The organism is Nocardiopsis baichengensis YIM 90130, from assembly GCF_000341205.1.
Taxonomy (GTDB): Bacteria; Actinomycetota; Actinomycetes; order Streptosporangiales; family Streptosporangiaceae; genus Nocardiopsis_A; species Nocardiopsis_A halophila.
Genome location: NZ_ANAS01000025.1, coordinates 181216 through 202908, shown reverse-complemented (window position 1 = coordinate 202908; position 21693 = coordinate 181216). Strand labels below are relative to the sequence as shown.

Here is a 21693-nt window from a genome sequence, read left to right as displayed (position 1 = left end):
GAGGAGGGTGCATGCACAGCGCTCAAGCGGAACTCGTGTGGCAGGGCCGCATTCATCTCGGGGACGAGCCGGGTGTTTACGGGGACGCGGCGTACTCCGGCCTCGCCATGGAGCTCCCGCTCACTCTGGCCAAGACCGACCCGAGCGGCCCCGACACCACCGCACTGCGCCTGAGGACCGAGGACGTGGCGACGTTCGCCGGATATCCGGGGCACGCCGTCACCGTGATCCTCTACGAAGAGGACCAGCCGAACCACTTCACCGAGACCCTTCTTTCGAGCGCTCTTCTGACGAGTGCCGACAATAATAAGATCAATGTTCCCGTCGATCTTTCCGGTGTCGCGTTTCCGGCGCGGGTGAGTGTCCGGGTGCGCGTCGACACCGAGGTTCCCCCGGGCCTGTACGACGATTTCGTGGTCGTCCGCCTGGAGAACAGGTCGCCGCAGTTCACATTCGTCGCTTCCCTGGGATTCACCGCCTGAGCGGCGGCGGAGGGGAGCCGGCCGCGGGCCCGGTCCCGTATGCCCTGGTGCACACCCACGCCAGCTCGTGGCACGACGGGGGCGCGGCCCTGCTGGACCCCGCAGGGGAGATCACCGCGCTGGCCTCCGAGCGCGTCGGCGACCGGCGCAAGCACAGCTGGGACTCCCGCCTGGCCTACCGGCACCTGCGCTCCCTGCCGGGCTACCGGGCGTTCTTCGGCGGTCCCGGCGACCGCGCGGTGGACAACTCCGGCGGTCTGGTCCGCGAGGGGCACCACCTCTTCCACGCCGCGAGCACCTTCTACGCCTCCGGTCTGCCCGACGCGGCGGTGCTCGTGGTGGACGGCCAGGGCGACTGCGGGGGCCTGCTCACCGGGACCTCCCTATGGCGGGCGGGACCGGACGGCCTGGAGCCGGTGGAGCGGCTCTCCACCGCCGACGGGGGCTTCGTCGCCGACTCGCTCGGCCACTTCTACACGGCGGTCGGCGCGCTGGCCGGTGCGGGCCGGATGCACGAGGAGGGCACCACCATGGCGCTGGCCGCCCACGGGCGGCCCTCGCGCTTCACGGAGCTGGTGCGAGAGTGGGCCGGGACCGCCGCCGACGGCACCTACCGGGTGGACCCGCGCTTCACCCGCGCGGTGCTGGCCAACACGATGGGGCGGTGGTACTTCGGGTGGCCCGCCCCGGCCCCGCGCGAGCAGGCCGTGTGGGACGCCTTCGCCGCCGCGCGCGGGCGGCCCGTGCAGGCCGGGCGGTTCGGACGGGACGACATGGACATCGCGCACGCCGGCCAGGCCGTGCTGGAGGAGATCCTGCTGGGCCTGGTCCGCCGGGCGCACCGGCTGGTCGGCGGCGACCGGCTCTGCCTGGCCGGCGGGGTCGCGCTCAACTGCGTGGCCAACGGCCGGATCGTCCGCGAGGGGCCGTTCGGCGAGGTGTTCGTGGTGCCCGCGCCGGGCGACGACGGCCAGGCCCTGGGCAAGCTGATGCACGAGGTGCGCCGGCGCGGCCTGCCGGTCGACACCGCCCTGCGCACCGCCTACCTGGGGCCGCGCTATGCGCCGGAGGCGGTCGATGCGGCGCTGCGCCGGTTCGGCGACCGCGTGCGGCACGTCCGGCCGCCGGAGGCCGATCTGGTCGAGGAGGCGGCGGAGCGGCTGGCCGCGGGCCAGGTGCTCGGCTGGTGGCAGGGGCGGTCCGAGCTGGGCCCCCGGGCGCTGGGGCACCGCAGCATCCTGGCCGACCCCCGGCGCCCCGGCATGAGCGCCCGGATCAACGGGTCGGTGAAGCGGCGCGAGTGGTTCCGCCCGCCGGCCCCGATGGTGCTCCAGGAGCGGGCCGCCGACTTCTTCGACCTGGACCGGCCCGCCCCCTTCATGGAGCTCGCCGTCCCGGTCCTGCCGGAGCGGCGCGCCCGGATCCCGGCGGTGACCCACGTCGACGGCAGCGCCCGGGTGCAGACCGTCCGCCGCGACCAGGACGAGCGCTGCGACCTGCTGCTCCGGTGCTTCGCCGCGCGCACCGGGGTGCCGGTTCTGCTCAACACCTCCCTCAACCGCAGGCACGAGCCGCTCGTCGAGACGCCGGACGACGCCTGCCGCGCCTTTCTCGCGATGGACCTGGACGCCCTGGTGCTCGGCGACCGCCTGGTGGTCAAACGCGGCTGAGCCGGGGCGCCCGAGTCGGCGGCCCGGGTACTGCGGCCCGGCCGGGGCGGGCGTCGACCGCTCGTGGCGGTCCCCGGAACGGTCCGGGACGATCGCGGGACACGACCAGGCCGCGAGGCCCGGGAGGCCGACTTCGCCCCGCGCCTGTGCGGGGGCTCACGGGGCGGCGGTACCGCGAGGGGCCCGGAGGGCTCCGGCGTGTCCTATCCCGCTGGGGCGCCGATCAGTGAGCGGCGCGCGTCGGACCAGGAGCGCAGCCGCTCGGGCGGCAAGGTCCGCAGGACCAGGGCGTCGGCGTCGGCCGGGGCCGACACGTCGGTGCCGTCGGGCAGGAAGATCGCGCTGCGACCCAGGTAGACGGTGCCGTCGGGGTCGGTGCCGTGCCGGTTGCAGAAGACGCTGACCACCTGGTTCTCCACGGCGCGCGCCCGGTGGAGGATGCGCAGCAGGTCCACCGACACCGCCGACGGGCTCAGGACCGCCGCGGCGCCCTCGGCCGCCGCGGCCCGTGCCGGGCCCGGGTCGGCGATGTCCATGCAGATCTGCACCGTGCAGGGCAGCCCGGCGACGTCGACGACCCGGTGCCGGGCGCCGCCGGCGGTGAAGGCGGCCCGCTCGGGGCCGAACAGCCGCACCTTGTCGTGGACGGCGGACGGCCCGTGCGGACCGATGGCGACCGCCCGGTTGACCCACCCCCGGGAGCACCGCACGGGCAGGCTGCCGACCAGGCGCAGGTGCCGGTCGGCGGCGGCCTCGGTGAGCGGGCGGAGCAGGTCGGCCAGCCCGTCGGCGGGGAAGCGCTCGTCCGGACTCCGGTAGGGGCCGAGGAAGAACTCGGGGAGGACGACGACGGCGCCGTCGAGCCCGTCGGCCGCCTCCGCCCCGCCATCGCCGTAGGTGTCGAGGGCCGTGCGGACGGCGGCGATGTTCCCCCGCGCGCTGCGCGCCCCGGGGGCGAACTGGAAAAAGCCGATCCTGATCGCGGAGGCGGGGCCGCCTGCGGGATCGCTGCCCGGAACATCGGCAGGCCCGGTGGAGCGGCCGGCTGCGGGAGGGGGCTCGGGGTCGGACGTCACGGTTGTCGGGGCCTCGGGGTCGCGGTGCCGGTGTGCGGCACGGGACCGCGGTCGCCGGTGCCCGCGCCCATGGGGGCGCGGAAGGGCCGACGGCGCGGTGGGACGGGTGCGGGACGATGCGGGGATGCGGTCGGGACGGCATGTGCGAAACGGACACCGAGCAGGGCCGTGCCGAGTCGCACCAGGCCGTTCCGGGCCGCCGAGCGGTCGGTCCGCGGCCGGAACCGGCCGTACGGTCGGTAATGCTAGAGCCATCCCGCACCGTGGGCCACCTGCGCACCGCCGGGGGCGCCGGACCGGGCGTGGCGTGGGCCCCGGTGCAGGCTTGCCGGAATCCCCCGCGGGTGCGGGAGCAATCCGGCACACTTGGGCCGGTGCGGACAGATGGTGAAGCCGATACCGAGGCCGAATCCGCCCTCGCCTTCGGTCGCGCCCTGCTGGGCGCCTCAGCAGAGCAGCCGGGAACGGGCGCGGTCGCGTTGCGCCATGCCCGGCTCCGTGTCCTCGGAGTGCCCGCGACGGTCTTCTTCCGGGCGGATGCCGGTGAGCTCGACAGGCGGGCGAGAACAGGGCAGCCGCCGATCCTGAGACTGGGCGTGCTCGAAGCGCTGATGGGCCTTCCCCTGGGGGAGCCGGTTCCGGAGAGCGCCCTGAGCGAGCGGGAGCGCTGTCTCTTGCGGGCCGCCCCGGCGACGGCGGTGAGCAGGCAGGGCGGGTACGTCGTCCGCCGCGCCGCGACGCCCCTGCGCGTAGAGCTCGCCGTGGTCGAGTCGCCCCACTGGCACACCGCGCTCCGCCGTGCGGGACGCTTCCCCCCGACCTGCGCGCGCGCCGCGATCGCCGGTCGCCGCCCTAAGGACGAGACCGTCGCGGCCGCCGAGGCCGACTACTACGGAATCGGCCTCGGGACACGCGGGTGCGGTGCGGAGGGCAGCGGCACGGACGGGGGCGGTGCGCACGCCTGCGGCCGCACCGGATGCACGGGGGTGCACCTCCTCGTCCCGCCGGCCCCCGCGCGGCGCCGCTGGACCCCCGTGGCCTGGAAGCTCGCCGAAACGGTGCTGGGGGCGTCGGAGCGCCGGGGCCTCCTGGCCTCAGAGGCGTCCGCGGCGCGGCTCGCCTCCCGCCCAGACGCGTAGCGCGGCCGAGGGCCCGAACGTGCGCCCGGGGCGTCCCGCGGCCTCATTGAGCCCTGCGATCTCGGTCAGGGCCCGCCGGCAGTACTTCTGCCACCGCTCCTTGGCATCGGCCTCGTCGGCGGCGCGCATGATCCACTCCCACAGCGCCGACCAGACCGCGTGGTTGTGCCGGTGGGCGCCGTGGGTGTCGACCGCGTCGGTGAACGTGGTGAGCGGGCGCCGGCCGTCGGCCGACCCGTTGGCGGCGCCCCACTCCAGGCACGCCCCACAGGGGCACAGGGGGGCCTCGGCGCCGTCGAACGCGGTGGCGATGGTCTCGCCGTAGTGGTAGCTCAGCGCGCGGGGGAGCAGGACGGCCGGGTCGCGCCTGCGGGGGCCGGGGCCCCGGCGGTCGGGGGTGGGGCCGTGCCGGGCGGAGGCGGAGTCGCCGATGGAGGCGAAACCGGCGCCGTGGACCATGGCGTCCAGGGCGGCCAGGTCCGAGCGGAGCAGGCCGATCCCCGGGACCGACGAGACGACCTCCCTGAGGTTGGCCGCCGCCTCGGCGGTCGAGAGCGGGTCGTGGGTCGCGCACAGGACGAGCGCCTTGGGGAGGGGGACCTGGCGGAGCATCGAGATCAGGTCGTGGTGGTGCGGGGCGCGCAGCCAGCGCGCGTCGACGGGCAGGGAGAGCAGCACGTCGTCGTCGCTGATCTCCAGTGCCCGTTCGGCCACGGCTTCGAGCGATGCGAGGTCGCCCGCCGAGAGCAGGGCCGTGGGGGTGACGGCCATGGTCGCCCCCTGCATGCGCTGGCGTTCCAGCTGCTCCTCCAGGCCGTCCGCGGCCATCAGGGAGGCCTCTCCGGCGTCGAAGGGGCGGTCGGGGGTGGCGACGTGCTTCTCGTACGCGGACGGATCGATCAGGACGGGGCCGGTGAAGGGCCGATCGCGCAGGACCGCGGCCTTGTTCTCGGCGGCCTTGAGCCCGCAGAAGACCAGGCCCCCGTCGACGGGGGAGACGTCGTCGAACGGGGCGGGGTCGACCCTCTTGACCTGGAGCATGAGGTGCCCGTCCAGCGCGTGCGGGACGGAGCCGGGGGCGTGGGCGCCGTGCGGGAGAAGGGGCATCAAGGCCTCCTCGCGGGTGCGGGCGGAGGGAGGGCACACGGAGCGGGGGACGGCACACGGAGACGGCACGTGGAGGAGGTTCGGAGGTCGCGTGAAGGGACGGCACAGGAAAGTCGGTCGATGAGGTGATGCCCGAGCGCGCGCGGAAGCCCGGCCGCTGGCGCGATGCGGTCACGACCCGCGACCAAGGTGTGCCTCCGAGGTAAGGTCGCCCTGGATTCCCGGCCGATGCGGCCATTGAGGCGGAATCGGTGCCATGCCCCAGCGGAGGACCCCCCGAAGGAGCGCTATGCGGCAGGGTGGCGAGGACGGGCCGGAGGGCCTCGACGACCCCACGGCGCGCGAGGTGCGCGAGGCGCGCGAGGCGCAGGGAGAGCGTTCGGACGAGCGCACGGGTACGCCCGCTGTGCGGAACGAGCAGTCGGGCCGTGCCGAGAACGTGGTCCAGGTCGGCGCGGTGTACGGAGACGTCCACGTCGGTGCGGGCGGTTTCGGAGGCAGGTCCGAAGGCGGGGACGGTGGCGGGCCCGGAGGCCGCAAGCGCCGTCCCGCCAATGTTCCGCCCGCTCCCGGTGTGTTCGTCGACAGGACGAGCGAGCTGGACGGCATGACCCGCATGTTCGAGGGCTCCGCGGGATCGGGGGTGCTCGTCTACGAGGGGCCGCCCGGGGTGGGCAAGTCCTCGCTCCTCAGGCAGGCGGCGCACCGCCTCGAGCACATGTTCCCGGGAGGACGGGTGTACTACGAGTACCCGCCCGCGGGGACCGGCGCCCGGTCCGACCCCGACCAGGCCGTGACGGAGTGCCTACGCGACCTCGGCGTCCGGGACCGGTTCCTCCCGGACACCTTCGAGGCGCGGGTGGCCGAGTTCCGCGCCCTCACCGCCGAGGCCCCGGTCCTCGTCGTCGTCGAAGGGGCGCAGGAGCCGGCACAGGTCCGGCCCCTCATCCCCGCCGGGCCCGGAGGCGCGCTTCTGGCCAGCAGCGACGGGCCCTCCCTCGCCGAACTCGAATTCGGCCCGGAAGGGGCCGTCCACATGGTGCTCGACCCGCTGGGAGCGGAGGCCGCCCGGGAGCTGCTCTGCCGGGTGTGCCCGGGGCTCGACCCCGCCGACCCCGACGTCGACCGGCTCGCCGAGGCCTGCGACGGCCTCCCGCTCGCCCTGGTCATGGTCGGCGCGCGGCTCCGGAGGTCGGGCGACACCGCCGGGCTCCTGGCGGAGCTCGGCGACGAGAAGCGCAGGCTGGCCGCGATCGGTCTGGGGGCGCACACATTGTCCGCGGCTTTCGGGATCTCCTACGAGCGCCTGTCGGATCGGGCCGCCGCGCTGTACCGGGCCCTGGGCGAATGGCCGGGGGAGGACTTCGAGGTGCCGACCGCCGAAGCGGTCGCCCAGGGCGGCGATGCCCGGCCCCTGCTCGCGGAACTGGTGGATGCCAACCTGCTGGTCTCCGAGCACGTCGGGCGGTACCGCTTCCGGCACCCGCTCATCGCCGCCGACGCGCGGGACCGGGGAGCGGAGTCGGACGGCACACGGAGCCGGCGTGCGGCGCTGGAGGCGATGGCGGAGCGGTTCCTGGCGCGCCTGGCCTTCGCCGACCTGGCCGTCATGGGCACGCGCACCCGGGCGACCGATGTCGACGCTCTCACCGCAGGGAGGGACGACCCCTTCGGAGGCGACGGCAAGGCCAAGGCGCGCGCGCTCGCGTGGCTCAAACACGAGCGGCGCACACTGACCGGGCTCGTCCGGCGCGGAGTCGAGGCAGGGCGCGACGGGCTCAAGGGGCCCGACGGGTTCGACGGAATCGTGTGGCGGACGGCGGAGATGGCGACCGCGCTGTACATGAACGTCCGCTTCGTGCAGGACTGGGCGGAGACCGGCCGGGCCGGAGCCGACGCCGCCGCTAGGGCGGGCGTCCCCGCGGCGGAGATGCGGCTGCGGACCGTCGTGTCGCGCCCGCTCACCGACCTGGGCGACAGGGAGGAGGCGCGGCGGCAGCTGGAGCGCGCGCTCGCGCTCGCCCCCGACGTCGGCGACGTGATGCTGGAGTCCTCGGCGAACGAATTCCACGGTCGCCTCCTCGAAGGGAGCGACCCCGGTGCCGCCGTGTCCGCCTACGACCGGGCGGAGGCGCTGTGCGCCACTCTCGGCGACGACCACAACGGGCGCCGGGGCGGCGCGCTCGCCGTGTACTTCCGCGGCTGTGCCCATGCGGCGGCGGGCCGCGAGGAGCGTGCCCGTGCGGACATGGAGGACGCCCTCGCGCGCTTCCTGGGCCTGCCCGATCCCGACGTCCGCATGGCGGGGCGTGTGCAGGCGAGCCTGGGGCGCCTGCACTTGGGGGCGGGGAGGGTTCCCGAGGCGGTCGGCGTCCTCACGGAAGCCGCCGAGTCCCTGAAGAAGCTGGACGCCACCTACTACGAGGCCGAGGCCCGCGAGGACCTGGCCCGGGCGATGGAGCGGATGAACCTGCGGTCCGAGGCCGAAGGCCAGCTGCGGCGGGCGCTGGAGATCTACCGCGAAGGCGGCTCGCCGCGGGCCCGGGAAGTGGAGCGCCGGCTGTCCGACGAGGACTGAGCCCCTGTCGTTGATCTCGGGGAAGTCGGCCTTAAGAGGACGTTTTTAAGGCCGACTTCCCCGAGATCAACGCGGGGTCGGGTCGCCCCGTTCACCTCCGCGACGTGTGGGCCCGCCACGTCCTCCGCCCGTCGCTGACACGGGTTTCGCCGGTGCCTGCGCCCCTGACGACCGTATAGGCGACGGCCGCCGCGATCCCCAGGGGGACGGCGGCCGACGTGCGGACCGACACGGAGGACCCGTCCCGGAGATGGGCCGTGTACGCGTGGCGATCTGCCGGTACCCCGGCCTCCGCCCCGGTGAGGGGAGGGGCGGCCGACACGGCCATGAGCGCCCCCGGATGGCGCATAAGGGTGTCGGCCGCCCATTTCTCACCGGTTCCGGTCCCGGCCTGCCAGGTGTCCCCAGCGAATCCGGGCCGGGCAGAGGTGTCGGAGCGCTCCTGGCGTTCGGAGGTCGGTGAGCGGAGGATGACGGACGCTGAGCGTGCCAGTGCCTCATCGGGTTCGGCCTCAGAGACGGCGAGATGACGCAGCCGACCGTCACCCGGATCGGCCGGTCCGGCGACCGCGGCAGGGAAGCGTTCCACCGTGATGAACCGTGTGTCCCCGGCCGCCGTGTCCTCCACGTGCTCCACGTCCTGCACGCGCGTCAGCACCTCGAAGGCGGTGACCTCCCGCCACTCCGGCTCCGGTTCGGCGGGCCCCGGCATGGGCGTACGCCGTTTCCTCTCTGGGGGCGGTTCGCCGCCCGCTCCCGGGTTTCCCGAGTCCGAGCCGTCGGAGGTTCCGAAGGGCGTTCGGGTGCGGGGCGTCCTCCCTGCGGCCGGGGGCTCGGGCGGCGTCAGGCCCAGTTCCCGGTACAGGAGCGCGCGCAGCCGGTGCGTCGCGGCGCCCTGGTACGCGAAGGCCTGTTCCGTCGCTCCGTGATGCCTGCCCGGTGCGTGCCCGTCGATCGCGGCGTCGATCTGGCCCCGCAACGGGAGCGCGTGGTCGAGCCGCGGCGCGCTCTCGGCGAGTGCGCCGATGGCGGTTCCGGGAACGGACTCCTCGCCGAACGCTCCGAGGAGCACGGGGGTCCCCGCCCCCGCCGCGTACAGGGTCACCGACCCGTGGTCCCCGATCACGCAGTCGGCCGCCGTGATCGCGGCCTCCCACCCCCGTTCCGGGGGAAGGAGTCGGAGGCCGGCGTCAACGGCGGGTTCGAGGACCTGCCGTACGCCCCAGGGGCCGTGCGCGGTCCAGATGTTGGGGTGGAGGGCGGCGGCGACCCGGTACCGGTCCAGGGGCAGCTCGGCGAGCAGGCGATGCGGGAGCAGCGGCGAGGAACCGAGGAGCCCCTGCTCGCCCCAGGTCGAACTGAGCACGATGAGGCGGTCGCCGGGGCCGGCGTGCAGGCGCTCCCGGTGCAGCGGGCGCCGCCGCAGTCCGGCCACCACGCGGTCGTGCACGTGGTCGCCCACGGCCTCGGCGCGGTCGGCCAGGACGGAGTCCTGCCCGCACGCCTTGCGCAGCTGGTCGCGCTGCGCCGGATGGGTCAGCACCGTGATGACGTTCGGGCGGTCGGCGAACTCGTCGCGGACGACGCCCGACAGGCGGCGCCGGCCGCTTTCGGAGTCCGGAACGTACTTCTGGAAGCCGATGCCGTGCGGGAGGACGACCACGGGCGCGTCCAGGCCGGTCAGGTCGACGTTCTCACTGGCCGTCAGGACGAGCGAGGCCGGGACCCGCCGGGCCTCGTCCCCGTCGACGAGGACGGCCCCCGACTCGGCCAGCAGGCGGCCGGTGCGGCCGCTGAAGGCCGAACCGTCGTCGCAGGTGAAAACGGTCTGCACCCGCGGATCGCCGCGGAACAGGGCCAGCGCGTCGATCAGCCGGATCGTCGAGGTCAGAGTGCGGGCGACCGCGAGGACGATCGCGCCGCGCCACGTGGTCCAGCGCCGGATCTCCTCAGGGGCACGGGCCCAGAGCGAGAGGCCGCCTGGCGGCCCGGTCGTCCGGTCGGAGGGCGGAGACGCGGGGGCCGAGGGCCTGGGGCCTGGGGCCTGGGGCCTGGGCTCATCTCTGATGCTAGTCGGGCCGCGCGCCCCTGTCTCTGAAAAGGGCGAATCCGCGGAAGGGTTGCACATCGGGGCGAGTGTAGCGACCGGACCCCGTCGGAGGCGCCCCGACGGGTCTGTGCCCGCCCCTCGCCGCTGACGGGCGGCCTGCACGCATGAGGACGAGCCCGGCCCCCGAAGGTCGGGCCCGTCCTGGTCCGTGCGGAGCCGTGGGGCTCGGCGCACGCCCTTCGGCCGGCCGGGACCGCGATCAGCGAGCGGCCGCCGTCCTTCGTGCGCCCCCGCGCCTCCGCCGGGCCGTGGCCCCTCGCGCCTCCTTCCCGGCCTCAGAGGAACTCAGGAGCCGACGGCCTCGGGGCTGCCCTCTCCGCAGGCGGAGCACTCCGCGCGGCGGCGGATCGCGTAGGCCGCGGTCGCCACCGCCAGGGCCGCGCCCCACAGCAGCATCGCCGCGAACGCCGCCTCGTGCACCAGGTTCGCCCCGCCCGGGGCCTGGGCGGTGAAGAACGAACCGGTGAGCCAGGCCGCCGGAACCACCTTGCCCAGGGAGACCAGCGCCAGCGCCACCAGCGATGCGGGCACCACCGCCAGCGGGACGGGCACCCTGCGGCCCGCCAGGCCGACCATCCAGCGGGGGAACCGCACGCCCCAGCGCTGCACCAGGCCCAGCATGAGCACGGCACCGCCGACCGCCCCCGAGGCCAGCCCCAGCCCGATGGTCAGCGTCCCCGGATCGGGGGTGAACCCCTGGCCCCCGTCGAGCCCGGGGTAGACGCCGAAGATCCACGGGACCCGGATCGCCGGGTAGACCAGCGAGGCCGCGACCGCCACGGCCACCGCGATCCTGCCCGTGCGCAGCGCCGCCGCCCGCACGCGCTCCTCACGCTCGGCGCTCCAGTCCCCGGTCCTGCCGCACGCGCCGCAGGCGCCGCGCTGGGCGCGCAGGCCGGCCAGGCCGCTCACGCCCCACAGCACCGCCCCCAGCGCCGAGTAGAGCAGGAAGAGGCTCTCCGCCGAGGTCACGTACTCCAGGTAGCTCGCCGGCAGTCCCGGGACCGCCCAGCCCGCGGCGATGACGACCGGGGTGTACCCCAGCAGCGTCAGCAGCGCTCCGTGCAGCGGAACCAGCACGATCATCCCCGCCAGCAGCAGCGCGGTCACCGACGCGGCCCGGGCCGCCACCCCCGAGGGGGCCCGCACCAGCACCGTCGCGCACACGGCCCCGAGCGCCCCGAGGGCCAGCATGAACGCCGAGCCCACCGCCGGGTCGAACGCGTTGAGCACCGCGCCGATGCCCACCCCGTCCTCCCGCGAGAACGGGTGCGGCAGTACCCCCGCCGACCAGGCCAGGGCCAGCAGCGCCGCCCCCGCCGACCAGGCCAGCGCCGCTGGGAACGCCCACCTCCCCATGTCCGTGCGCGCCTTCGCCGCTACCGCCATGGCCGCCTCCCCGAATCCCCGGGTCACCGTCCGGCGGGCCTTCCGCCGGACACCCCCGACACTTCCGGGAACGCGGCCCGGGTGCCTCCCGCCCGGCGGTGAACCGCGTCCCCCGGGAGGGGGAGGCGCATCCGCGGCCCCGCGTGCCACGATCATGGCGTGGGGATCCTCCGCGCCGCCGTCGCGCCGTTCGTCTCCGCCCGGACCTACACCCGATGGGTGTACCTCGTCCTCGGCGGGGCGCTGTTCATGCCCTTCTTCATCGGCGTCCTGGTCCTGATCAGCCTGCTGTCGCCGTGGACCCCGGAGGAGGGGTTCGGCGTCCCGGGCCTGGCCGGGACGCTCGTGGCGGCGGCCCTGGGCGGGCTGACGGGGTTCCTGCCCGGCGTGCACGCGCTCCAGGCGCAGATCGCCCGCAGCCTGCTGGGCGGCCCCCTGGCCGATGAGCCGCCGCTCGCCGGGGCCGACTGGCGCACCCGGGCGCGGGGCTGCTGCTGGCTGGCGCTGCTGTTCGCGGTGGGCCTGGCGGTGTGCGTGCTCACGATGGTGGTGCTCACCGACGCGGCCTCGCTGGCCCTGGTGGCCCTCCTGGGGCAGGCACCGGACATGGGCCAGCGCGTCATCCTGGTGGACTGGGCGCCCCAGGGGAGCCGCCGCTGGCTGTCCCCCCTGGTCGGCGCCCTGATGCTGGCGGCCCTGATCTCCACGATGGCGCTGCTGGGCGCGGGCGCCGCCCGGCTGGCCCGCCCCTTCCTCGGCGCCTCGGCCGCCGACCGCCTCGCCGCGGTGCGGGCGCGCGCCGACGACCTCGGCGAGCGCAACCGGCTCGCCGCCGAGCTGCACGACTCCATCGGCCACGCGCTCTCGGTCGTGGCGCTGCAGGCGGGGGCGGCCTCCCGGGTGATCGACCGCGACCCCGCGTTCGCCCGCGGCGCCCTGGAGGCCATCGCCGAACAGGCGCGCACCGCTACCGCCGAACTGGACCACGTGCTCGGCCTGCTGCGCGAACGCCCCGGCGAGCGGGCCCCGCAGCGCACGCTGGCCGACGTCCCGCACCTGGTCGAAGCGGCCCGGGCCGCGGGCACCGAGGCCGACTACGAGGCGCGCGGGCCGGTGGGGGAGCTGCCCGCGGTGCTCGCGCGGGAGCTGTACCGGATCTGCCAGGAGGGGGTGACCAACGCGCTGCGGCACGGGTCGGGCGGGCCCGTCCGGGTGCGGGTCGACGTCTCCGAGACCGCGGTGCGGGCCGAAGTCTCCAACCCGTGCACCGGGCGCGGCGCCCGGCGCGGGGAGGCGCGCGGGGGCCGGGGGCTGGCGGGCGCCCGGGAGCGGGTCCGCCTCCTGGGCGGCGAACTGCGCGCAGGGGCCGATGACGGGGTGTGGCGCCTGGCGGCGGAGATCCCGTGGACGGGGGGCCGGTGAGGAACGGCGGAGGCTCGGCGGAGGAGGCGGCGGTGATCTCGGTGGCGCTGGTCGACGACGAGGCGCTGGTACGTGCGGGGCTGGGCGCGCTCATCGGCGCCGAGCCCGGCATGGAGGTGGTGGGCGAGGCCGACGACGGCGACGCGGCCCTGGACCTGGTCCGGCGGACCGCGCCCGACGTGGTGCTGATGGACGTGCGCATGCCCCGCCTGGACGGGATCCAGGCCACCGCGGCGCTGGTGCGCCTCGACCGGCCGCCCAAGGTCCTGGTGGTGACCACCTTCGAGAACGACGACTACGTCTACGGCGCCCTGCGCGCGGGAGCGGCGGGGTTCCTGCTCAAGCGCAGCCGGCCGGAGGACATCCTGGCGGCCGTGCGGGTGGTGCACTCCGGCGACTCGCTGCTGTTCCCCGAGGCGATCCGGTCACTGGCGGCCGCGCACGCCGGCGAAGAGGGGCCGGCCGCCCGAGCGGTGGCGGGCCTGACCACCCGCGAGGCCGACACCCTGAAGCGGATGGCCCGGGGCCTGTCGAACGCCGAGATCGCCGCCGAGGCGTTCGTGGGGGTGGAGACGGTCAAGACGCACGTGTCCAACATCCTGGCCAAGCTGGGCGTTCGCGACAGGACGCAGGCGGTGGTCGCCGCCTACGACTCCGGACTGGTCCGCGCAGGCCGACGCTGAGTCCCGGCCCGAGCGGCCGGTCCGCCGCCAGGCGCTCCTCCAGGCGCCCTACCGGGGCGGTGTCACGGGCGCTCGGCCGGCAGCAGGGGCTCGACCGCGGCCAGCACGTCGAGCAGCCGTGCCCGGAGCCCCCGGCCCCGTTCGGCGAAGGCCTTCTGCGCCTCCAGGTACTCCGCCTTGCCCTCGGCCGTCTCGATCCGCACCGGCGTGTACCCGTGCGCCTCGAGCTCGTAGGGGGAGGCCCGCATGTCCAGCTCGCGGATGTCCTTGGCGAAGACGAAGCAGTCGGCGACCAGCTCCGAGGGCACCAGCGGGGACAGCTTGTAGGCCCACTTGTACAGGTCCATGTTGGCGTGCAGGCACCCCGGCTGGTCCAGCTCGGCCTGGCCCTCGCGGGTCGGCCGCAGCCGGTTCAGCGGCCGCGCCTCCTCGGTGAAGAACCGGAACGCGTCGTAGTGCGAGCACGTGATCCGGTGCGACTCCACCACTTCGTCCGTGCCCTCCGCGCCCAGGCGCAGGGGCACCGACGCGTGCCGCACCTGGTCCTGGCCCAGCCGGTACACCATGGCCCACTCGTGCAGGCCGAAGCACCCCAGGTGGGCCTGGCGCCCCTGCACCGCGCGCAGCAGCCGCAGCACGAAGGCGACGGTCGGCCCCTTCTTCTCCAGGAAGGCCGGCACGTCCAGCTCAGCGGCGTCAGGGGAGTCCGCGTCCGACGGGCCCTCCGCGGACCTGTACCAGCGCAGCCCTTCGGGAGACAGCCCCTCCAGGACCACCCCCGCCCCCGGGTGCCAGCGGCGCAGCTGTGCGGGCTTGTGGCTGTAGTAGGTGAACAGGAAGTCCTCGACGGGGTGCTTGATCCCGGCCGCCCTGCGCTCCAGGTGGGCGGAGACGAGGGCGTCCACGCGCGCGTGGTGGCGGGCCTCGCGCCCGCGCCACTCCTGCTCGGGCAGCACGCGGGGGGCCGCTTCCGTCGGGGTTCCCATGTCTACCGAGGGTACGAGTGCTCAGTTGGTGCCCTGCACGGGCAGGTGGCGGCCCAGATAGCCGATGTAGATGCGGTTGGTGGTGCCCGGCCCGAGGTCGCTGTAGAAGTACAGGCGGGGGCAGATCCCGTACTCGCTGTCGAGTTTGATGTGCGCGAACATCGGCACCTCCCCGTCGGGGGAGACCTCGCGCGGGACCTTGAAGACCCGCTTGTCGCTGAGCTTGTCCCGGTTGCGCACGGTGTCGCTCTCCCGGGAGGCCAGCCGCTTGACCGGGACCGCCCGGTACCCGTCCGGCGGCTCGCGCAGGTAGTCGTGGAAGCCCAGCCCCGACTCCGGGTTGGCCAGCTGGTAGCGCGCGTAGTCGTCCAGCGCCAGCAGCGCCTCCCACGCGCGCGTGACCCACAGCTTCTCCTTGCGGCTGCCGGTCAGCTCCCGCACGGTGTCGCGGTCCTCGATGGTGAAGTACAGGTTGGGCAGGTTGCTGCGGTCGGTGATCCGCTCCAGCAGCTCCTCCACCGTGCGGGGCGGTCCCAGGGGCCGGTCGGCCGGGGGGTGTTCGGCGGCCAGCCGGTACAGCCCCTCCTCGTTCAGCCGCTCGCGCAGCCACGCCAGCTCACCGGTGGCGGTGTGCAGGGCGGACCGCGCGTGGTGCAGCTCCTCGGTGACCTCGGTGAGCTCGGCCGCCAGCCGTTCGCGCTCCTTGGCCTGCTCGGTGCCGCGCACACTGAGCCGCTTGGCCTCCGCGCGCAGCCGCTCGGCGTCCCGCGCCTGGTCGGCCAGGCGGGCCTTGAGCATCGGCACCAGGTCGGTGCCGTGCGGCCCGGTGGTGGCCGGTGCGACCGGGGCGGAGCCCGACCCGTTCTCCTGCTCGCGCAGGTAGGCGTCGAGCTCCTCCTCGTTGAGCAGGGTGTCGATGGCGCGCAGCTCCGCGGGCAGCGGGGCGTCGACCGCGTTGTCGCGCACCGACCGGGCCAGCGCCCGGCTCACCCAGGGGCGCACCCGCCCCTCCTCCCGGGCCGAGTCCAGGGTGTGGGCCGACATGCGCGGGTGGCGCTGGGCGTCGGCGCCGTCGTCGGGGTCGACGCCGGGAAGGAAGGTGCGCACCCCTCCGGCGGGGACGTCGGCCCCCCGCGGCAGCAGCGCCGCGAGCCGCTCGTGGGCGGCGGCGTCCAGGACGTACCCCGCGCACATGCCGGCCGACCGGGCGAGCACGGCCGCCATGGTGTCCCGCCAGGCGGCCACGGTCGTGTCGGTCGGCGGGCCGAAGACGACGACGGCGAGTCTGCGGGCCGGGTCGGCGATCGCCGCGGCCAGCGCGCGGACCGCCTCGGGGTCGCGGCCGCGCACGATGGCCGGGTCGGGGCCCAGCCGCTGCCCGCCGTCGCGGCAGGGGAGCCGCTCCAGGAGCATGCGCACCGCGTCCGGCGGCACCACGTCGAGCCGGTCGGGGCCGGACAGCTCGTGCCGGGGGTCGGCGGTCATGTCCACCCAGCTGTAGCCGTGCGGCAGCCGCTGGGGGTCGGAGACGATGGTGGCGGTGGTGCGCCAGCGCCCGTCGGCCTTGTCCGACTCGGTGGTGAGCCGGAGGAAGGAGATGCGGTCCTCGCGGTTGTCGTGGCGCACCACCATGGCTCTGGACCGCCTGCTGAGCTCGTAGGAGCCCGACCGGGTGAAGTCGACCCGCGCACCGGCCGGACCGCGGCGGCTCAGCCAGGCGGCGAGGGCGGCCGCGGCCTCGCCGGTGATGTCGCGGTCCAGGTCCACGGTGGCGATGCTGCGGTAGACGAGCGACACCCTTGCTTCTCTCCCGGTCGGTCGGGCCGGACGCGGGGGTCCGGTCACTGGCCTGTGAAGCGCCGGTGTTCGGGCCTCTGTCCCCCACTTTGGCCCAACCAGGGCGTGCACACCAGCCGTCCCGTCCGATTCGGGACCCCCGGTGAACAGGCCGGTACCGTCCGGAACCGAACGGCGGGCCGACGCGGCCGGGGCGGGCCGCGCCCTCGGTGCGGCGGCGGGCGGGGGAACGGCGGCGGCCCCGCGGACCGGACCGTCCGCGGGGCCGCCCCGGCCGTCACCGGTCTCAGCAGGTGCCGGCCCAGGTGCACTCCCGTCCGCCGTCGGAGGAGTCGGGGCCGGCCGGGGCGGGCGCGTAGGCGGGCGCCGGCGCGGACAGGCGCTGCATCCCCCCGCGCGAGAACTCCGCCAGCCGAACGGCCACGGCGTCCTGCACGTGGCGCGGCGCCGGACCCGTGTGGCCGTTGTTGACCACGGCGAACACCAGCTCCTCGCCGTCCGCGCTCTGCACGTACCCCGACAGCGCGCTGACCCCGGTCAGGGTGCCGGTCTTGGCGCGCGCGTTCTCCTGCGCCGCCGTGTCGCGCATCCGGAACCGGAGGGTCCCGCCGACCATCCGCTCTTCGGCCCCGGCCAGCGGCAGGGAGTCCTCGAACTCCGGCCACCACGGCTCGCCGCGCACCGTCTCCAGCAGGTCGGCGATGCCGTCGGCGGTCATCCGGTTGCTGCGGGCCAGCCCCGACCCGTCCGTCTGGCGGTAGGCACCGGGGTCCAGCCCCATCCGCGCGGTGGCGACCTCCACGGCGGCGGCGCCCGCCTTCCACGAGCCCAGGCCCGCCTCTTCGGCGCCCATGGCCTTGAGCAGCATCTCGGCGTGCCCGTTGTTGGACAGCTTCATGTACGGCACCAGCAGCTCGCCCAGCTCCATGGAGGAGCGCTCGGCCACCGGGGAGGTGCGCCGCGGTGCGGTGCCGAAGTCCACGTCGCCGACGACCTTGACCCCGTGGTCGGCGAGCGCGTCGGCGAACAGGTGGGCGGCGTGGGCCGTGGGGTCGTCGACGGTGCGCAGCGTGGCGTAGTCGCCGCCCCCGGCCGGGAGCGAGCCCGAGAAGGTGAAGGTGTTGGTCCCCCGTTCGCGGGTCACCTCCAGCGAGGGCTCGGACCCGGGCGCACCGGTGACCGCCTCGTTGCGCACCTCCAGGTTGTCGGCCATCGGCTCCAGCCCGGCCTCGACCGGGTCGCCCGGGGCGTTGCCGGGCTCGGCCGAGGCGGTGACGACGCCGGTGTCGTAGTCCTGGTTGGCGGCCACGGTCAGCGCCGAGATCTGCGCCGCGTAGTAGTAGGGCTCGTCGCCCTCCTCCCAGTCCGGGTGCAGCCGCTCGTCGTCGAAGTAGGTGTCGTCGGCGACCAGGTCCCCGGTCACCCTGCGCACCCCGGAGTCGGCCACCTCGGCGGCCAGGTCGTCGTAGGCGTCCGCGGTGAGCGTGGGGTCGCCCCCGCCCACCAGGTACAGGTCGCCGCGGACCACGCCGCCGGGGTTGGGCGCTGTGTCGGCCTGCACGTCGGTGGTGAACCGGTGGCCGGTGCCGAACACGTCCAGGGCGGCGGCCGAGGTCAGCAGTTTCATGTTGGAGGCGGGCAGCAGCGGCGTCCCGCGCTCGTGCCCGTAGAGCGCCTCGCCGGTCTCGGCGCTGCGCACCACGACCCCGGAGACCGCGCCCTCCAGGGCGGGGTCCTCCAGCAGGGCGTCGATGTCGCGGCGCAGCTCGTCCACGGGGTCGTGGGCCGCCGCCGGGGGAGCCGCGGCCGCCAGCAGTGCGCCGGCCATGAGCGGTACGGCCGCGGCGCGCAGGGCGCCGCGGGATCGGAGGATCGCCATCGGGTCGGGTCCCTTCCTTCTCGACGGGGGACGGACGGGGGAAGGAGGTCGGTCGGGAGGGCGGGGCACGGGCGGGGGGATCGTGCGTGACGGCCGGGCGACGGTGCGTAGGCAGGCTACCCCGGCGCGGCCGGGGCGCACGAGAGGCGCGGCCGGATCCGGGCCGCCCGCAACCGGGGAAAGCGGTGGTGGTGGAGGGGCGGGTGCGGCGCTACCCTCGTGGCACCGCAGCCACCGCCCCCTGACAGTCTGCGAGCGACGCCGTGACCGAGCGACCCGACACCGCCCCCGGGTGCCCCCTGCACGAGGCGCCCTTCCCGCTGTACAAGTACGCCGAGCACGGAGAGGCCGAGCACGTCTGGGAGACGCTGCGCGAGCGCTACGGCCAGGTGGCGCCGGTGGAGCTGGAGCCGGGCCTTCCGGTATGGCTGCTGCTGGGGTACGAGGAGAACCTGGAGGTCATGCGGGACTGGGGAGGCTTCTCCCGGGACACCCGCCGCTGGTGCGACGTGCGCGACGGCAAGCGCTCGCCCGGCGACGACCTGCCGATCGGCATGGGGCACAGCAGCAGCGCCCTGTACGCCGACGGCGCCGAGCACGCCCGGCTGATCGCCCCCGTGGCCGACGCGCTCGCCCGGCTCAGCGACGCCCGGCTGCGCGCGGACACCACCCGCGCCGCCGACCGCCTCATCGACGACTTCTGCGCCCAGGGCGACGCCGACCTGATGGCCGACTTCTGCACCCTGATCCCGGCCATGGTGCTCAACCGCCTCTTCGGGCTCGACGACGACTTCGGCTACGCCCTGGGCGACCTGACCGCCGCCATGTGGTCGCACGACGGCGACCGCTCCGCCGAGGCCGCCGCCCGCATGCGCGACTACTTCGCCGGGCTGGTCCGCCACAAGCGCGCCGTCCCCGGCGAGGACCTCACCAGCTGGATGCTGGGGCACGGGCAGCAACCCACCGACGCCGAGACCGCCGACCAGCTGGTCACCATGGCCGCCGCCGCCCACCTGCCCACCGCCAACCTGCTCGGCAACGTGCTGCGCGAGCTGCTCGCCGACGACGCCCTGGCCCGCGACTACGCCGGCGGGGGCCTGCTGCTGGGCGAGGTGGTCGACCACGTGGTCTGGACGGCCCCGCCGGTGCAGGTGCTGCCCGCCCGCTTCGCCACCCGCCCGGCCGTGGTCGGCGGCACCCGGGTGGCCGAGGGCGAGCCGCTGGCGTTCGGCCTGGCCGCCGCGCACGCCGACCCGCGGCTGCGGCGCGGGGACCGGGACGAGGCCGCCGTCCCCTCCGGGCACAACCGGGCCCACCTGATCTGGGGCGCCGGGGAGCACCGCTGTCCGGCGCGGGCGGTGGCCGAGCGGATCGTGGAGATCGGGGTGGAGCGGCTGCGCGCCCGGCTGCCCGGTCTGCGCCTGGCGCTGCCGGCCGAGGAGCTGTGGTGGGCGCCGTCGCTGTTCTACCGGGGCCCGGCCGCGCTTCCGGTGGAGTTCGAGCCCTCGGCGCCGCTGCCCGCCCCCGAGCCGCCGGCGCCCGAACGGGCGGTCGAGGGCACCGGCCCGGAGCCGGCGCCCGAGCCGCCCTCGGACGCCCTGCTGGTGCGGGTGCTGCGCTGGTGGCAGGGGAGCGGTCGGCGGGCACGCCGGAAAGGCTAACTCGGGCACCGTGGTTTGGACGTGAAGGACAACGCCGGGCCGCGATGGGGGCACTAGCGTCACGGACATGTCTACGCGTCCGTTCTGGCTGGCCGGGGAAGCCGCGACCGGCGACACCGAGATCCAGGTGACCGACCCCTACACGGGGCAGAGCGCGGGGGCCGCCGCCGTGCCCTCGCCCGAGCAGATCGAGCAGGCGGTGGCCGCGGCCGACGCCGCGGCGGCCGGGTTCGCCGCGCTCCCGGCGCACGTGCGCGCCGAGGCGCTGATGCACGTCTCCCGGCGGATCGGTGAGCGCGCCGAGGAGTTCGCCGCGCTCATCACCGCCGAGAGCGGCAAGCCCATCACCTGGTCGCGCGCCGAGGCCGGGCGCGCGGTGTCGGTCTTCCGGCTGGCCGCCGAGGAGGCCCGGCGCGACAGCGGCGAGCTGCAGCGCCTGGACACCGACGCCGGCGGTACCGGCCGCGTCGCCCTGGTGCGGCGGGTGCCCAAGGGGCCGGTCCTGGGCATCTCCCCGTTCAACTTCCCGCTCAACCTGGTCGCCCACAAGGTGGCCCCAGCCCTGGCCGTCGGTGCCCCGATCGTCCTCAAGCCCGCCCCGGGCACCCCGCTGACCGCGCTGCTGCTCGGCGAGATCCTGGCCGAGACCGACCTGCCGCGCGGGGCGTTCTCGGTGCTGCCCATGCCCAACGACCGGGCCTCGGGCCTGATCACCGACCCGCGCCTGCCGGTCGTCTCCTTCACCGGCGGCCAGTTCGGGTGGGAGCTGCAGCGCCGGGCCCCGCACAAGCACGTCACCCTGGAGCTGGGCGGCAACGCCGCGGCCGTGGTCCTGGCCGACGCCGACCTGGACCGGGCCGCCGAGCGGATCGCGCTGTTCGGCAACAACCAGGCCGGGCAGGTGTGCATCGGGGTGCAGCGCGTGGTGGTGGACGAGCGGGTCTACGACGACTTCGCCGCCCGCCTGGTCGCCCGCGTCGGCGAGCTGGGCACCGGCGACCCGGCCGACGCGGCCACCCAGGTCGGCCCGATGATCGACGAGGCCGCCGCCGAGCGGGTCCAGGGGTGGATCGCCGAGGCCGAGAAGGCCGGGGCCGCGGTGCTCACCGGCGGCGGGCGCGACGGGGTGAGTGTGGAGCCCACCGTGCTGGCCGACGTCCCCGCCGACGCCCGGGTGGTGCGCGAGGAGGTCTTCGGCCCGGTGCTGGTGCTGCAGCGCGCCGCCGGCACCGACGAGGCGTTCGCCGCGGTCAACGACAGCGACTTCGGGCTGCAGGCGGGGGTGTTCACCTCCGACATCGCCACCGCCTTCCGCGCCCACCGGGAGCTGGAGGTGGGCGGCGTGGTCATCGGCGACGTGCCGACCTTCCGCGCCGACCAGATGCCCTACGGAGGGATCAAGAACTCCGGTGTGGGCAAGGAGGGCGTGCGCGCCGCGATGGACGATCTGACCTACGAGAGGGTGATGGTTCTCACCGGCGTGCAGTTGTGAGCAGGTCCATACGGAGTGGCCCGGCTCTCGTGAGAAGGGCCGCACACCAGGGGACGCGGCCGCGGCCGCGTCCCCGGGGCCGTCCCCGCGCACACCTCCGGGACACCGGGCGTCGCCCCGCCCGGCGTCCCGGGGGTTACCAAGGGGTATCGGAGCGATGGCACACTTTCCGTTGACGATGACTTTGGCCGGTTTTCTACCGGTTTGAGCTTCTTTGGGGCG

At 75.4% G+C, this 21693-nt stretch carries 15 protein-coding genes; 8 read left to right on the top strand and 7 right to left on the bottom strand.

Annotated elements, in window-relative coordinates; all coding sequences use genetic code 11:
* Window positions 1-11 precede the first annotated feature (11 nt).
* Together C892_RS0120720 and C892_RS0120715 are read left to right on the top strand one after the other, a co-directional pair.
* Window positions 12-482 (top strand): hypothetical protein, encoded by a 471-nt coding sequence (locus C892_RS0120720; RefSeq protein ID WP_017558749.1) that lies wholly within the window; start codon window positions 12-14, stop codon window positions 480-482.
* A 47-nt stretch (window positions 483-529) separates the two neighbouring features.
* Complete coding sequence (locus tag C892_RS0120715; protein ID WP_017558748.1) at window positions 530-2152, top strand: carbamoyltransferase family protein; 1623 nt, start codon at window positions 530-532, stop codon at window positions 2150-2152.
* A 203-nt stretch (window positions 2153-2355) separates the two neighbouring features.
* On the opposite strand, the gene C892_RS0120710 is transcribed toward C892_RS0120715, so the two are convergent.
* Window positions 2356-3228, bottom strand: a complete 873-nt coding sequence (locus tag C892_RS0120710) for a carbon-nitrogen hydrolase family protein (protein ID WP_017558747.1) — start codon at window positions 3226-3228, stop codon at window positions 2356-2358.
* A gap of 374 nt (window positions 3229-3602) precedes the next feature.
* On the opposite strand from C892_RS0120710, the gene C892_RS0120705 reads away from it, so the two are divergent.
* The gene (locus C892_RS0120705) at window positions 3603-4367 is read left to right on the top strand and encodes a hypothetical protein (protein ID WP_239647464.1); all 765 of its coding nucleotides are present in this window, start codon (window positions 3603-3605) and stop codon (window positions 4365-4367) included.
* Here C892_RS0120705 and C892_RS0120700 read toward each other — a convergent pair.
* The gene (locus tag C892_RS0120700; RefSeq protein ID WP_017558745.1) at window positions 4323-5474 is read right to left on the bottom strand and encodes a hypothetical protein; all 1152 of its coding nucleotides are present in this window, start codon (window positions 5472-5474) and stop codon (window positions 4323-4325) included. The two genes, C892_RS0120705 and C892_RS0120700, sit on opposite strands and share 45 nt — an antisense overlap.
* Window positions 5475-5763: 289 nt before the next feature.
* Between C892_RS0120700 and C892_RS31875 the strand changes: the two genes are divergently transcribed.
* A complete protein-coding gene (locus C892_RS31875) occupies window positions 5764-8052 on the top strand; it encodes an ATP-binding protein (RefSeq protein ID WP_017558744.1) in 2289 nt (762 codons plus the stop codon).
* A 91-nt stretch (window positions 8053-8143) separates the two neighbouring features.
* On the opposite strand, the gene C892_RS0120690 is transcribed toward C892_RS31875, so the two are convergent.
* Window positions 8144-9886, bottom strand: coding sequence for a hypothetical protein (locus tag C892_RS0120690; RefSeq protein WP_017558743.1), 1743 nt, complete (start codon window positions 9884-9886; stop codon window positions 8144-8146).
* Window positions 9887-10447: 561 nt separating this feature from the next.
* Window positions 10448-11551, bottom strand: coding sequence for a hypothetical protein (locus tag C892_RS0120685; RefSeq protein ID WP_017558742.1), 1104 nt, complete (start codon window positions 11549-11551; stop codon window positions 10448-10450).
* A 159-nt stretch (window positions 11552-11710) separates the two neighbouring features.
* Between C892_RS0120685 and C892_RS0120680 the strand changes: the two genes are divergently transcribed.
* Together C892_RS0120680 and C892_RS0120675 are read left to right on the top strand one after the other, a co-directional pair.
* Window positions 11711-12973, top strand: a complete 1263-nt coding sequence (locus C892_RS0120680; protein WP_017558741.1) for a sensor histidine kinase — start codon at window positions 11711-11713, stop codon at window positions 12971-12973.
* Between the two features lie 32 nt (window positions 12974-13005).
* Complete coding sequence (locus C892_RS0120675) at window positions 13006-13656, top strand: response regulator transcription factor (protein WP_026124523.1); 651 nt, start codon at window positions 13006-13008, stop codon at window positions 13654-13656.
* A 62-nt stretch (window positions 13657-13718) separates the two neighbouring features.
* Here C892_RS0120675 and C892_RS0120670 read toward each other — a convergent pair whose 3' ends face one another.
* The 3 genes from C892_RS0120670 to dacB all read right to left on the bottom strand — a co-directional run bounded on the left by C892_RS0120670 (window position 13719) and on the right by dacB (window position 18318).
* Complete coding sequence (locus tag C892_RS0120670; protein ID WP_026124522.1) at window positions 13719-14642, bottom strand: hypothetical protein; 924 nt, start codon at window positions 14640-14642, stop codon at window positions 13719-13721.
* Window positions 14643-14663: 21 nt separating this feature from the next.
* Window positions 14664-16439, bottom strand: coding sequence for a coiled-coil domain-containing protein (locus tag C892_RS0120665; protein ID WP_017558738.1), 1776 nt, complete (start codon window positions 16437-16439; stop codon window positions 14664-14666).
* Between the two features lie 286 nt (window positions 16440-16725).
* Window positions 16726-18318 (bottom strand): D-alanyl-D-alanine carboxypeptidase/D-alanyl-D-alanine endopeptidase, encoded by a 1593-nt coding sequence (gene dacB, locus C892_RS0120660; protein ID WP_017558737.1) that lies wholly within the window; start codon window positions 18316-18318, stop codon window positions 16726-16728.
* A gap of 263 nt (window positions 18319-18581) precedes the next feature.
* On the opposite strand from dacB, the gene C892_RS0120655 reads away from it, so the two are divergent.
* Together C892_RS0120655 and C892_RS0120650 are read left to right on the top strand one after the other, a co-directional pair.
* Window positions 18582-19979, top strand: a complete 1398-nt coding sequence (locus tag C892_RS0120655) for a cytochrome P450 family protein (RefSeq protein ID WP_017558736.1) — start codon at window positions 18582-18584, stop codon at window positions 19977-19979.
* A gap of 67 nt (window positions 19980-20046) precedes the next feature.
* A complete protein-coding gene (locus tag C892_RS0120650; protein ID WP_017558735.1) occupies window positions 20047-21471 on the top strand; it encodes an aldehyde dehydrogenase family protein in 1425 nt (474 codons plus the stop codon).
* The last annotated feature ends 222 nt before the right edge of the window (window positions 21472-21693 follow it).

What these genes read in the sequence shown, in the direction of transcription:
- C892_RS0120720 (WP_017558749.1), top strand. Translation starts at nt 12, where the DNA reads ATGCACAGCGCTCAAGCGGAACTCGTGTGGCAGGGCCGCATTCATCTC.
- C892_RS0120700 (WP_017558745.1), bottom strand. Translation starts at nt 5,474, where the DNA reads ATGCCCCTTCTCCCGCACGGCGCCCACGCCCCCGGCTCCGTCCCGCAC.
- C892_RS31875 (WP_017558744.1), top strand. Translation starts at nt 5,764, where the DNA reads ATGCGGCAGGGTGGCGAGGACGGGCCGGAGGGCCTCGACGACCCCACG.
- C892_RS0120685 (WP_017558742.1), bottom strand. Translation starts at nt 11,551, where the DNA reads ATGGCGGTAGCGGCGAAGGCGCGCACGGACATGGGGAGGTGGGCGTTC.
- C892_RS0120670 (WP_026124522.1), bottom strand. Translation starts at nt 14,642, where the DNA reads ATGGGAACCCCGACGGAAGCGGCCCCCCGCGTGCTGCCCGAGCAGGAG.
- dacB (WP_017558737.1), bottom strand. Translation starts at nt 18,318, where the DNA reads ATGGCGATCCTCCGATCCCGCGGCGCCCTGCGCGCCGCGGCCGTACCG.
- C892_RS0120650 (WP_017558735.1), top strand. Translation starts at nt 20,047, where the DNA reads ATGTCTACGCGTCCGTTCTGGCTGGCCGGGGAAGCCGCGACCGGCGAC.